The sequence below is a fragment of the Sphingobium sp. FG11 genome (assembly GCF_057809915.1).
Genome location: NZ_JBMDKW010000008.1, coordinates 38723 through 51126, shown reverse-complemented (window position 1 = coordinate 51126; position 12404 = coordinate 38723). Strand labels below are relative to the sequence as shown.

Here is a 12404-nt window from a genome sequence, read left to right as displayed (position 1 = left end):
CGCGAAAAATCAGCCCTTGAGGGCGACCAGCGACGTAAAGCCGCCATAGATCATGCGCGCGCCCGAAAAGGGCATGTCCTGCCCCTCCATCTTCAGGCGGGGGTCGGCCATCACCTTGGCATTGCCCGCGTCGCGCACCTCTTTGGATGGCCAGATGATCCAGGAAAAGACGACCTCTTCATCCTCTTCCGCGATCACGGCGGTACGGAAATCATTGGTCTTGCCGGTTGGAATATCGTCGCCCCACGCCTCGACATAATCGATCGCGCCATATTCGATCCAGATCGGCCCGGCGATCTCCGCCAGTGCGCGATAGGCATCCTTCTTCGCGCGGGGCACGGGCACCAGAAAACCATCGATATAGGTCATAGCTACTCTCCTGTCGCGATGGCGGAGGTCGCTTCAAGGCGACTCGCTCACTTGAACTTTGTGCCGCAGAAGATTATTTAATACAACTTCAAAGTTAGAAAAGATAACCAATGTCCTCAAGCACCCGGAAAAGAGCGTATCAGGACGGCTGCGCCACCGCCCACGCGCTGGATATTATCGGCGATCGCTGGGCGATGCCGATCATGCGCGAATTGATGCTCGGACCCAAGCGATTCACCGATCTGCGCGCCGGTCTGCCCGGAATCAGCGCCAATGTGCTGACGCAGCGGCTGGAGGAACTGGAGGCGGCGAGCATCATCGTCCGCCGCCGCCTGCCCCCGCCCGCCGCCAGCCAGATTTATGCGCTGACCGACTGGGGGCTGGAGTCGGAAATCCTGTTCAACACGCTCGGCCGCTGGGCCAGCCGGTCGCCGACGATGCAGCCGGGCATGCCGATGAGCCGCGTGTCCGTGATCCTGTCGCTGCGCACGATGATCGACCGGGGCGCGATCGGCGATCTCAACGCCACGATCGGCCTGCGCTTCGGCGATGAGGAATTTCTGGCGCGATTGCGCGACGGCGATTTCACCATCGATCGCGGCGCGGCAGATGGCGCGGACGCCATCTTCACCGGCGACCAGAATGCGCTGGCGGCGGTCATCTATGGCGGCGCGCGCTTCGCCGATGTCGCCGACACCCTGTCGATCGAGGGCGACCGCGCGCTGGCGGACAGGTTCGTCACGCTCTTCCCCCTGCCCCCCAAAGCCCCGTCGACGGTGAGCTAGCCCGGCAGCAGGATCATGTCGGACGGCTTCTGCGGCGGCGTGTCGGGCATCTGCTCGGTCGGCAGATGCGGCGCCGCGGGCGCGGGCGGCGGCGTACTCTCGTCATGCCATCCTTCCACCTTCACGCTGGGCCGGCCAAAGCGCTTGCGCCATTCCTCCAGCTTGCGCAGATATTCGGCATATTCGTCCCAGAAATCCTCGAACGGCTTTTCCAGCGCCTGCAATGCCTTGGGCGCATAGTCGATCAACTGCTCGGGCGTCATCCCGTTGGCGATGGTCAGCGTCGCGACCGCCACATCGCAAAACGCCTTCTGGGCGGGCGGCAGCGAGAAGAAATTATAGACGATGGTATTGAGCCGCTCGCGCATGTCAAACGCATTGACGCCATAGCGCGCCTTGTAGCTCTCCTCGACCGTGTCATTGGCCTTTTTCAGCGCCGCGACATGGATATGCAGCATCCGGTTATATTGCACCTTGGCCGGTTCACCCGGCGTGCGGCAGCCGAGCGCCGCGACATTGAGCGCCATGCGCACATGCCACAGCGCCTGCTCCCCCACCATATTGCGGTTGGGCGTGACATAGTGGCCGCTCTCATCCTTATCGGGCACGATCATGTCGGGCGCGGAACCGCGCGGCGGCAGCGGCATGATGGTCGGCACAATCGGCGGCGGCGGGGTCGGCGGTGACTTGGCCGGCTGACAGGCCGCCAGCATCAGGGCCAGCGCGAGCGCAAAACGCGTGAAAAGCCGTCGATCGGCGGGCATTCCAGTCTCCATGCAATGTCCATTCCTATTGCACTGCAATAGAGAGCAAGGAAACAGGCTATTAACCGTTCATGGGATCGATCAGGCGGTTCGCCGCTCCAGCGCGGCGGATGCCTCGTGCATGAGCTGGGCGATGATGTCGGCCACCGGCTCTTCCTTCGTCACCATGCCGACCGACTGGCCCGCCATCAGCGACCCGCCCTCGACATCGCCGTCGATCACCGCGCGGCGCAGCGCGCCCGCCCAATAATGTTCGATCTGAAGCTGGGCTTCCATCATCTCGATAGCGCCGTCATCCAGCAGATTGGCGACTTCGCGCTGTTTGACGGTGAAACTTTCCATGCCCGCATTTTTTAGCGCACGGACCGGGATCACCGGCAGGCGCGCGTCGATCTGCACGCTCGACACCGCATCGCGGGCCGATGCGCGGAAAAACGCCTTCTTGAACGCCGGATGGGCGATGCTTTCGCTCGCGCACGCAAAGCGGGTGCCCAATTGCACGCCCGCCGCACCCATTTCCAGATAGCCAGCGATCGCTTCACCCCGGCCGATCCCGCCGGCCACGAACACCGGAAGCTGCTCGGCCATTTCAGGCAGGATTTCCTGCGCCAGCACGCTGGTCGACACCGGGCCGATATGCCCGCCCGCTTCCATCCCCTCGATCACCAGCGCATCGACGCCAGACCGCGCCAGCTTCTTGGCGAGCGAGAGCGCGGGCGCGAAGCAGATCAGCTTGGCGCCACTCTGCTTGATCGCCTCGATGCTGCCCTTGGGCGGCAGACCACCAGCCAGCACGACATGGCCGACCGCATGAGTCGCGCACACCTCGATCAGCTCGAACAGCTGCGGGTGCATGGTGATGAGGTTCACGCCGAACGGCTTGGTCGTCAGCGCCTTCGTCGCCGCAATTTCCGCATCGAGCAGCGCGGGCGTCATCGCGCCACAAGCGATCACCCCGAACCCGCCCGCATTGGAAATGGCGGCCACCAGATTGCGCTCCGACACCCAGCTCATCGCCCCGCACAGAATCGCCGTCTCGCATCCAAAAAATGCAGCGCCACGGGCCATGAGGGAGGTGAGTTTGGCTTGGGTCATTCTATAGTCCCGTCATCCCCGCCAATGCCGGGATCCATCTCCGGACCTTGCGGCTGAAGATGGCGCTGAAATGGATTCCCGCCTTCGCGGGAATGACGAATTTAGTAAAGGCCGAACTCAGGAAACGGCAGCATCCAGCCCATAGGCCGTATGCAGCACGCGCACCGCCAGTTCGGTCTCGTCCTCGTCGATCAGCACGCTGACCTTGATCTCGCTGGTCGAGATGGCGAGGATGTTGATGCCGCGATCGGCGAGGCTCTGGAACATCGTGCTGGCGACGCCCGCATGGCTTTTCATGCCGACGCCCACGACGCTGATCTTGGCGACCTTCGTATCGGGGATCACGCGGTTGAAGCCGATCACGTCCTTCTGCGCTTCCAGCACGTCGAGCGCGCGGGCGAGGTCCGCGCCGGGCACGGTGAAGGTGACGTCGGTCTCGCCCTTGTCGCGGCCGACATTCTGGATGATCATATCGACATTGATCGCCGCGTCCGCGAGCGGGCCAAAGATATGCGCCACCGCGCCGGGCCGGTCGGGCACGCGGGTGACGGTGATCTTCGCCTCATTCTTGTCATGGGCGATGCCGGTGATGAGCTGACGTTCCATCTTGTCTTCCTTGAGCTTGGCTTCCAGTTCCTCCTCGCTGACGATCAGCGTGCCGGGCAGGTCCTGTTGCGTCGGGTCGTCGAAGGAGGACAGCACCTGAACGACGACGCCTTCCTTCATGGCGAGGCCGACCGACCGGGTCTGGAGCACCTTTGCGCCGACCGAGGCCAGCTCCAGCATCTCCTCATAGGTGACGAGGTCGAGCTTGCGCGCACGCGCCACGATACGCGGGTCGGTGGTGTAGACGCCGTCCACGTCGGTATAGATGTCGCAGCGGTCGGCCTTGATCGCCGCCGCCACCGCGACCGCAGAAGTGTCCGATCCGCCCCGGCCCAGCGTCGATACCCGGCCATCGGCCATCCGGCCTTGAAATCCGGGGATTACCGCGACCTGGCCCGATCGCATCGCCGTCAACAGATCGATCGTGTCGATGCTCTCGACCCGCGCCTTGGCATGCGCCTCGACCGTGCGGATCGGCAATTGCCAGCCGAGCCAGCTGCGCGCGTCCACATCCATGGCCTTGAGCGTCATCGCCAGCAGGCCGCTGGTGATCTGCTCGCCCGCCCCGACCACGACATCATATTCCGCCGGATCGTAGAGCGCCGACGCTTCCTTGCAGAAGCCCACGAGCCGATCCGTCTCGCCCGCCATGGCGGATACGACGACCGCAACCTCATGTCCCTGCGACGCGACATGTTTTACCCGCGCCGCCACGTTGCGAATCCGCTCCATCCCCGCCATGGAGGTGCCGCCGAACTTCATCACGATGCGCGCCATTTGCTTGTCGAGCCTGCCTATGGGTAAGAACATATCCTATTCAGGATAAAGCGGCGCTCTCTTAGCAGTAGAAACGGATATGGCAAGCAACCCCGGAACAACGATCGACCCGCGCGAGGCGGCGCATTTCGGCGCGATGGCGGCGGACTGGTGGGACCCCAGGGGCAGCAGCGCGATGCTGCATAAGCTGAACCCGGTCCGGCTGCGCTATATCCGCGCCGCGATCGACGCGCATTGGCATGGCGACGCCCACGGTTTCCGGCCGCTTGGCGGCAAGCGCGCGCTTGATGTCGGATGCGGTGCGGGGCTGCTCGCCGAACCGCTGGCGCGGCTGGGCGCGGCGGTGACGGGGCTGGACGCCGCGCCTGAAAATATCGCCGCGGCGGTGGCCCATGCCCGGCCGCAGGGCCTCACCATCGACTATCGCGCCACCCCCGTCGAGCGCCTGGAGGACAGCGGCTTCGACCTCGTCACCTCGATGGAAGTAATCGAGCATGTCGCCGATCCCGCCGCCTTCGTCCGCGCGCTCGCGGACAAACTCGCGCCCGGTGGCCTGATGATCCTCTCCACTCCCAACCGTACGCCGCTGTCGCGCCTCGCCATGATTACGGTCGGCGAAAGCATCGGCGGCATCCCCAAAGACACGCATGACTGGGGCAAGTTCATCACCCCCGACGAACTGACCGTTCTGCTGGAGGATGCCGGGCTGGAAGTGACCGACAGCAGCGGCCTCGCCTTCGATCCGCGCAAAGGATTCGTCCTGTCCTCCAACACGGCGATCAACTATCTGCTGACCGCCCGTCATCGCATCCAGGATTAAGACCGACCATGTTGCCCTCCCGCTCCTTCAGCATCGCGATCGCCCGGCCATGGCGGGCGCTCTATGACCAGATCTGGCGCCCCGAATATTTTCGGCGATGGGCGGTCGGCCTGTCGGAAGCGGACCTGCGCGCCGATGGCGACGCGTGGGTGGCCGACAGCCCGGACAGCCCGATCCGCATCCGCTTCACCCCGCATAACGATTATGGCGTGATGGATCATATCGTCGAAACCGGCGACGGGCAGACGATCCATGTTCCCTTGCGCGTCGTCGCGAATGGCGACGGTGCGGAAGTCATCCTCACCCTGTTCCGCCAGCCGGACATGGACGATGAGCGCTTCGCCGCCGACATCAAGCTCATCAACCGCGACCTACGCGCATTGAAGGCGATGGCGGAGCGTTAAATCCCCACCGCCTCCGCCCGAGCGATCAGCGCCCTGGCTTCTTCCACATGCATCGCCTCGATCATCCGGCCCTCGAACCTTTCCGCCCCGCCGGTAGCCGCCGCGATCAGCCGCCGCGCGTCGGCCAGCGCCTGCGCATCCGGCGCGAACACGGCGTTCGCAACGGGCACCTGGGCTGGGTGGATCAGCGTCTTGCCGTCGAAGCCAAGAGCATGCCCTTCCGCACATTCCGCTTCCAACCCGGCCTCGTCGTCCAGTCGGTTGAACACGCCGTCGAACACCGCGATCTTCGCCGCCCGCGCCGCCAGCACAACCGACTGCAACGCGAGCGAAAGCCCGCCCCGCCCCGCCGACGCCGGAATCCCCAGATCCTGCCGCAAATCGTTGGTCCCCACGAACAGCGCCGCCGTCCCTTCCGCCGCCGCAATTTCCCGCGCCGCCAGCACCCCTACCGCGCTTTCGATCATCGCGATCACCGGCTTCTGGCTCACGCTGAACACGTCGCTCACCTGCCGCGCATTTTCGACCTTGGGCAGTATGACATAGTCCGCCGCCGCGCTCTTCATCGCCACCATCTCCGCGCCATGGCTGGGCGTTCCCGCCATGTTGATCCGCACGGCCGCGATTCGCCCGCCGAACCCTTCCGCCAACGCCGCGACCGCCCCGGCCAGCGCGTCGGCCTTCTTGTCGTCAGGCACCGCATCTTCCAGGTCGAGCATCACCATGTCGCACGCCAGCGTCCGCGCCTTGGCGATGGCGCGGGGGTTGGACGCGGGCAGGAACAGCAGCGATCGGGCGTGGCGCAGCAACATGGGGCAGGACTCCGGCAATGACTTTCCCCGTTAACGATTTGCGGGCATAGTCGGCAAGCGTTTCGGGGGAGAGAAGCATGATCACGACATTCGCACTGACGGTCACGATATTGGTGCTGTTCTACCTCGCCGTCAGCGTCAAGGTGGTGCGGCAGGGCTATCAATATACGATCGAGCGGTTCGGCCGCTTCACCGAAGTCGCCCGCCCCGGCCTCAATTTCTACCCCGCCTTCTTCTATGCTGTGGGCCGCAAGATCAACATGATGGAGCAGGTCGTCGATATTCCGGGGCAGGAGATCATCACCAAGGACAATGCCATGGTGTCGGTCGACGGCGTGGTGTTCTTTCAGGTGCTGGACGCCGCCAAAGCCGCTTATGAAGTCAGCGAACTCTATGTCGCGATCATGCAGCTCGCCACCACCAACCTGCGCACGGTCATGGGATCGATGGACCTCGACGAAACCCTGTCGAAGCGCGACGAGATCAACGCCCGACTCCTCTCGGTGGTCGATCACGCCACCAACGCATGGGGCATCAAGATCACCCGCGTGGAACTCAAGGACATCCGCCCACCCGCCGACATCGTCAACGCGATGGGCCGCCAGATGAAGGCGGAGCGTGAAAAGCGCGCCAACATTCTCGATGCCGAAGGCGCGCGCGCCGCCGAAATCCTGCGCGCCGAGGGCGAGAAGGCGGGCCAGATCCTGCAAGCCGAAGGCCGCCGCGAAGCCGCCTTCCGCGACGCCGAAGCCCGCGAGCGCGAGGCGGAGGCCGAAGCGAAGGCCACCCGCCTCGTGTCCGAAGCCATTTCCGCCGGCAATCCGCAGGCGCTCAACTACTTCATCGCGCAAAAATATACCGAGGCGGTCAGCCAGTTCGCGACATCGCCCAACGCCAAGACAATCCTGTTCCCGGTGGAAGCGACACAGCTGATCGGCACATTGGGCGGCATCGGCCAGCTCGCCAAGGACGCGCTCGGCAGCGATACGCCACCGCCTGCGCCGCCCGCCCGTCCCCGCCCCGCGCCCTTCGGCCAGAGTCAGGGATGAACGTGATGCGACCCTCTGTCACCCGCGCCTGCTCATGACCCCCTTTCTTCCCATCCTCGAAGATCATTGGTGGTGGCTGGTGTTCGCCGCGCTGCTTGGCATCGGCGAGGTCCTTCTCCCCGGCGTGTTCCTCATCTGGATCGCCATCGCCGCCACCGCGACCGGCCTCGCCGCCCTCGTCCTGCCGATCGGCGTCGCGCTGCAATTCCTGCTGTTCGCCGCCCTGTGCATCGCCGCCGTCTGGGGTGGTCGCCGCTGGTATAACGACAATCCGGTGGCATCCAGCGACCCCCTCCTTAATGACCGTACCGCCCGCCTGATCGGCCAGACCGTGACGGTGGTCGAAGCCATCGAGGGCGGCGAAGGCCGCGTAAAAGTCGGCGACAGCGTCTGGACCGCGCGCGGCGGCGACGCGGTAGTGGGCGCGAGGGTGCGGATCACCGCAGCCGATGGTTCGGTATTGCGGGTCGAACTGGATTAACCTGTCCCTGCGCGGCTACGGAATCAATATCTCGGGAGTGGTTGCCACAATGGCCAATGATGTGAATGTTTTCGCCGGCCCCTCATTCGGTCTGAAGCACAGACCGGCCGCGACGGTCGAGGCGCGGCTGCAACTGATCGAGGATCATCAGGATATCGAGCGGCTGATGTCGCTCTACTGCCTCTATAATGATGGCGGCTGGGAAGGACAGGGGCCAAGCCACATGGGTCCCTCCGAACGACTGTTTACGCCCGAAGGAGTCTGGGACGATGGCGGGCCGATCGGCCGGGCGGAAGGCCGCGCGGCGATCCGCGCCCTGTTCGACCAATTGCGCTCGACCCTCTACGTCTCACACAATGTCATGAATCCGATCATCGACGTCGATGGCGATGAGGCCCGTGGCCATTGGCACCTGATCGCGCTCGCCAAGCGATCCGACCCCTATGGCGTCGAAAATGTCGACGGCGCGTGGAGCCTGGGCAATTATTTTGTCGATTTCCGGCGGACCGAAGAGGGCTGGCGCTTCACCAGCATGAAAGTGGTGAGGGGCCGGTCCATGCCCCAGCGCGGGTATAATCCGCCGCCGACCTGGTCAGCGCCCGATCCTGCCTGACGGATGGAGCGGGCGCGCCGACCTCAGCCGACGAAGGCGCGCTCGATCACGAACTGGCCGGGCGCGGCGTTGGAGCCTTCGGTAAAACCATTCTCCTCGAACCACGCCGCGAACTGCTTGATCATCTCCATGCTGCCGCACATCATGATCCGGTCGGTTTCGGGATCGAACTTCGCCGCCCCCGGAATGCCTTCGAACAGCGCGCCGCTTTCCATCAGCGCATCGATCCGCACGCAATGCCCGTCGAACGGTTCGCGCGTCACGGTCGGCACATAATGGAACTGGCCGGCGGCCTGCTCCGACACCAGCGGATCTTCGGCCAGCTTGCCGCTCAGTTCCTCGTGGAAGGCAAGGTCGCTGACCCGGCGCACCGAATGGATGGCGACCACCTGCTCGTAAAATTCATAGACATCGGGGTCGCGCGACAGGCTCAGGAACGGCGCGAGGCCGGTTCCGGTCGACAGCATGAACAGCCGCTTGCCCGGCAGCAACGCATCCGTCACCAGCGTGCCCGTAGGCTTGCGGCCCAGATAAATCTGGTCGCCCGGCTCGATCGCCTGCAACCGCGACGTCAGCGGCCCGTCCTGCACCTTGATCGACAGGAATTCCAGTTCCTCGTCCCATGACGGGCTGGCCACCGAATAGGCGCGCAGCAGCGGTTTGCCATTATCGCCCTTCAGCCCGATCATGACGAATTCGCCCGAGCGGAAGCGGAAGCTCGCCGGCCGGGTGATGCGGAAACTGAACAGATGCTCGTTCCAATGGCGGACGGACAGGACCGTCTCCACCGACAGGGCGCCGGTGGCTTCCAGCTGCGGCTTTTCGGTGGTCACGTCGCTCAACACCTTTTCTCCTGCCAAAGCCCAACCCGTCACGAACGGGCCAGTTGCATCTCTTTCGCAATAATCAGACTGAGCGTTTTCACATTGGATGAAAACGCTCCGGTCTTTTGATGCCGCATTTTCCGAGCCGTTAACCGTGAACGGCCAACTTGAAAATGCTCTGGCGGGCCGCATGCCGCCTGCGCCGTCCCAAGGCAAGGCGAAAAAAACTTGTGCCCCCAAAAGCGGCCCGACAACCGGCAGATGCGCGGGCGCTTACCCGAACAGCCCCTTGGCCAGCCCGCTCAGCTTGCTCAGGGGGTCGCCTTCACCGTCGAACATCCCACTCAGCATCCCCATCATCGCCTGCGGATCGCCGAACTGGCCCATCAGTTCCTGCAATTTGTCGGCTGACACGCCGTGCTGCGCCGCGACTTCCGCCAGCGCCGCGACGCTGGTTTCGCCGCCGCTGATCTTGGCGCTGATCTCGCCCAGCAGCGCCTGCATCTGTTCCGGCTCCAATCCCATGCTGGCGGCGATCGCGCCGATGCCGCCGAAATTCCCCGCCAGATCGTCAAACATACCCATGGCCATTCTCCCGCGCTAATCGGGTCAACATAGCATCCTCCGACGCAGCGCCCAAGCGAGACATGGCGACTTCCTTGCGGCTGCGCGCCCCTTGGTCTAACGCACGACTGGCGCCAGCATGGGCCAGGATTGGAAGGACGCATGACCGCAACCATCGCCCTGGTGGACGACGACAAGAATATCCTGACATCGGTTTCGATCGCGCTCCAGGCCGAAGGCTTCGTCACCCGCATCTATTCGGACCCGGAAGCCGCGCTCAAGGCGCTGCTCGAAAACCCGGCCGATCTTGCCGTGTTCGACGTCAAGATGCCGCGCATGGACGGGATCGAACTGCTGCGGCGGTTGCGGGAGAAGGCGCAGATGCCCGTCATCTTCCTGACCTCCAAGACCGACGAGCTGGACGAAGCGCTCGGCCTTGCCATGGGGGCGGACGACTATATCGCCAAGCCATTCTCCCAGCGGCTGCTGATCGCCCGCATCCGGGCGATCCTGCGCCGCGCCGAGGTGAGCCGCACGCCGCCGGCCCCCGACGATCCGGTCGTGGAGCCGATCGTGCGCGGACGGCTGGAAATGGACCCGCCGCGCCATCGGGTGAAGTGGGATGGGGAGGATGTGACGCTGACCGTCACCGAATTTCTGATCCTCGAAACACTGGCGACGCGCCCCGGTGTCGTCAAGAACCGCAATCAACTGATGGACGCCGCCTATCAGGATGATGTCTATGTCGACGATCGCACGATCGACAGTCATATCAAGCGCCTGAGGCGCAAGTTCCGCGAGGTAGACTCCGATTTCAACGCAATCGACACCCTATATGGCGCCGGATATCGTTTCTCGGAGGAATGATGGCCCATCGCCGTTGCGCTGGTCGGGTCAGCTCAGCCTGACGCCGCGCATTCTGGCGGTGAATGTCTTTGCTCTCGCCCTGCTGGCGGGCGGCTTCTTCTATCTCGATTCCTATCGTACGCGGATCGTCGACACGCGGCTGGAACAATCGGCGCGCGAACTGCGCCTGCTGGCGATCGGCCTTGAAAATGTGCCGGCCGAACGACAGGACGCGCTCATCGCCGACTATGCGCGCCAGACCGAGGACAGGGTGCGCCGTTACGCCGCGGACGGCCGGCTGATCGCGGACAGCTTCGCCATGGAAACCCCGCAATATCGGCTGCGCCTCCCATCCGAAGAGGAGTGGCAGCGGCATGTCGCGCGTTTCCTCGACAAGGCGATGGATCGGGTCGTGTCCGCCGACCGCCCCCCCAATTTCGAGGAGCCGCGCGTCGATCGCGCGTCCGCCTGGCCCGAACTGGTGGCCGCGCGCCGCACCGGCCAGCCGCAGACGATGAACCGCTACGCCCCCGATCGCACCTTCGTCATTTCGACGGCGATGCCGATGCAGGATGGCACCAGCCTGCTGGCGACGGAAAATGCCCGCGACATCACCCGCATCGTGCGCGCGGAACGGTTTCGCCTGGGGATCGTGCTCGCGGTCGCCACCCTTGCTTCGATCATGCTGTCGCTGTTCCTCGCCCGCACCATCGTTCAGCCGCTCCAGCGGCTGGCGCGTGCGGCGGTGCGGGTGCGGCTCGGCCGGGCGCGCGAAGTGACGGTGCCGCGCCTGCCCGATCGCCGCGACGAGATCGGCATGCTCGCGCGCGCGCTGTCGGACATGAGCCATGCCCTGCGCCAGCGGATCGACGCCACCGACGCCTTTGCCGCCGATGTCAGCCATGAGCTTAAAAACCCGATCGCCTCGCTCCGGTCGGCGCTCGATTCGCTCGATCGGGTCGAACAGCCCGACCTGCGCGCGCAACTGATGGCGATCGCGCAGGATGATGTGCGACGGCTCGACCGGCTCGTCACCGATATCGCCGAAGCCTCCCGCATCGACGCGCAACTGTCGCACACGCGGTTCGAACCGATCGACCTTGGCCTGCTGATCGAGCGGATGGTCGTCTCGCGGGAGGCGCGCGGCGTGCCGCGCGGCGTCCGCCTCGCCTTCGCGCGCCCGCGCAAGGATGTCGCGGTGGTGCTGGGCGAGGAGCAGCGCTTGCTCCGCGTGCTCGACAATCTCATCGACAATGCGATTTCCTTCTCGCCCGATGGCGGGCTGGTGCAGATCGTCGCGACCGTGGCGGACCATGAAGTGCTGGTCAGCGTCGAGGATGAAGGACCGGGCGTCCCCGAATCGGAGCGCGAGCATATTTTCCGCCGCTTCCATTCGGTCCGGCCCGAAGGCGAATCGTTCGGCAAGCACTCGGGCCTCGGCCTCGCCATCGCGCGGTCGATCGTCGAAGGGCATCAGGGCAAGATCAGCATCGGCGACCGCGAGGATGCGCAGAGCGGTGCCAGCTTCATCATGCGCCTGCCGATGGCGGTGGAGCGCGACCCCGGCATCGTTTCGGAATAGCCCATCCCCATTC

General features: G+C 64.6%; 15 protein-coding genes. 8 read left to right on the top strand and 7 right to left on the bottom strand.

Annotated features, from left to right (window positions below; translation table 11 throughout):
* Window positions 1-9: 9 nt before the first annotated feature.
* On the bottom strand, window positions 10-369 hold the full coding sequence (locus ACODSN_RS08965) for a DUF1428 domain-containing protein (RefSeq protein ID WP_489054752.1): 360 nt from the start codon (window positions 367-369) through the stop codon (window positions 10-12).
* A gap of 110 nt (window positions 370-479) precedes the next feature.
* On the opposite strand from ACODSN_RS08965, the gene ACODSN_RS08960 reads away from it, so the two are divergent.
* Window positions 480-1154: a winged helix-turn-helix transcriptional regulator gene (locus tag ACODSN_RS08960; protein WP_489054750.1), complete on the top strand. Its 675-nt coding sequence runs from the start codon at window positions 480-482 to the stop codon at window positions 1152-1154.
* Here ACODSN_RS08960 and ACODSN_RS08955 read toward each other — a convergent pair.
* The 3 genes from ACODSN_RS08955 to ACODSN_RS08945 form a co-directional block, all read right to left on the bottom strand.
* Entirely contained in the window at window positions 1151-1918 is a 768-nt protein-coding gene (locus tag ACODSN_RS08955; protein ID WP_489054749.1) for a hypothetical protein, read from the bottom strand. The two genes, ACODSN_RS08960 and ACODSN_RS08955, sit on opposite strands and share 4 nt — an antisense overlap.
* Window positions 1919-1999: 81 nt before the next feature.
* On the bottom strand, window positions 2000-3013 hold the full coding sequence (locus tag ACODSN_RS08950; protein ID WP_489054748.1) for an NAD(P)H-dependent flavin oxidoreductase: 1014 nt from the start codon (window positions 3011-3013) through the stop codon (window positions 2000-2002).
* Between the two features lie 117 nt (window positions 3014-3130).
* A complete protein-coding gene (locus ACODSN_RS08945) occupies window positions 3131-4396 on the bottom strand; it encodes an aspartate kinase (RefSeq protein WP_489054872.1) in 1266 nt (421 codons plus the stop codon).
* Window positions 4397-4475: 79 nt separating this feature from the next.
* Between ACODSN_RS08945 and ubiG the strand changes: the two genes are divergently transcribed.
* Window positions 4476-5216 (top strand): bifunctional 2-polyprenyl-6-hydroxyphenol methylase/3-demethylubiquinol 3-O-methyltransferase UbiG, encoded by a 741-nt coding sequence (gene ubiG / locus ACODSN_RS08940; protein WP_489054746.1) that lies wholly within the window; start codon window positions 4476-4478, stop codon window positions 5214-5216.
* Between the two features lie 8 nt (window positions 5217-5224).
* On the top strand, window positions 5225-5620 hold the full coding sequence (locus tag ACODSN_RS08935; protein ID WP_489054744.1) for a polyketide cyclase: 396 nt from the start codon (window positions 5225-5227) through the stop codon (window positions 5618-5620).
* Here the strand turns inward: ACODSN_RS08935 and ACODSN_RS08930 are convergent.
* On the bottom strand, window positions 5617-6432 hold the full coding sequence (locus ACODSN_RS08930) for an HpcH/HpaI aldolase/citrate lyase family protein (RefSeq protein ID WP_489054743.1): 816 nt from the start codon (window positions 6430-6432) through the stop codon (window positions 5617-5619). The two genes, ACODSN_RS08935 and ACODSN_RS08930, sit on opposite strands and share 4 nt — an antisense overlap.
* 77 nt (window positions 6433-6509) lie before the next feature.
* Between ACODSN_RS08930 and ACODSN_RS08925 the strand changes: the two genes are divergently transcribed.
* Genes ACODSN_RS08925 through ACODSN_RS08915 form a run of 3 tightly spaced genes read left to right on the top strand, consistent with a single transcriptional unit; the run spans window position 6510 to window position 8575 of the window.
* Window positions 6510-7481 carry an SPFH domain-containing protein gene (locus tag ACODSN_RS08925; protein ID WP_489054741.1) on the top strand — a complete coding sequence of 324 codons (972 nt, stop codon included), beginning with the start codon at window positions 6510-6512 and terminating at the stop codon, window positions 7479-7481.
* Between the two features lie 34 nt (window positions 7482-7515).
* The gene (locus tag ACODSN_RS08920) at window positions 7516-7962 is read left to right on the top strand and encodes an NfeD family protein (RefSeq protein ID WP_489054740.1); all 447 of its coding nucleotides are present in this window, start codon (window positions 7516-7518) and stop codon (window positions 7960-7962) included.
* 49 nt (window positions 7963-8011) lie between these two features.
* The gene (locus ACODSN_RS08915) at window positions 8012-8575 is read left to right on the top strand and encodes a nuclear transport factor 2 family protein (protein WP_489054738.1); all 564 of its coding nucleotides are present in this window, start codon (window positions 8012-8014) and stop codon (window positions 8573-8575) included.
* Window positions 8576-8598: 23 nt separating this feature from the next.
* Here the strand turns inward: ACODSN_RS08915 and ACODSN_RS08910 are convergent, their stop codons facing one another.
* Window positions 8599-9417 (bottom strand): ferredoxin--NADP reductase, encoded by an 819-nt coding sequence (locus tag ACODSN_RS08910; protein WP_489054737.1) that lies wholly within the window; start codon window positions 9415-9417, stop codon window positions 8599-8601.
* A 255-nt stretch (window positions 9418-9672) separates the two neighbouring features.
* Window positions 9673-9984: a hypothetical protein gene (locus ACODSN_RS08905; protein ID WP_489054735.1), complete on the bottom strand. Its 312-nt coding sequence runs from the start codon at window positions 9982-9984 to the stop codon at window positions 9673-9675.
* 141 nt (window positions 9985-10125) lie between these two features.
* Here ACODSN_RS08905 and ACODSN_RS08900 point away from each other — a divergent pair, with 141 nt between their 5' ends.
* Complete coding sequence (locus ACODSN_RS08900) at window positions 10126-10830, top strand: response regulator (RefSeq protein WP_489054734.1); 705 nt, start codon at window positions 10126-10128, stop codon at window positions 10828-10830.
* Entirely contained in the window at window positions 10799-12391 is a 1593-nt protein-coding gene (locus tag ACODSN_RS08895) for a sensor histidine kinase (RefSeq protein WP_489054733.1), read from the top strand. Before ACODSN_RS08900 ends, ACODSN_RS08895 begins: the two co-directional genes overlap by 32 nt.
* The last annotated feature ends 13 nt before the right edge of the window (window positions 12392-12404 follow it).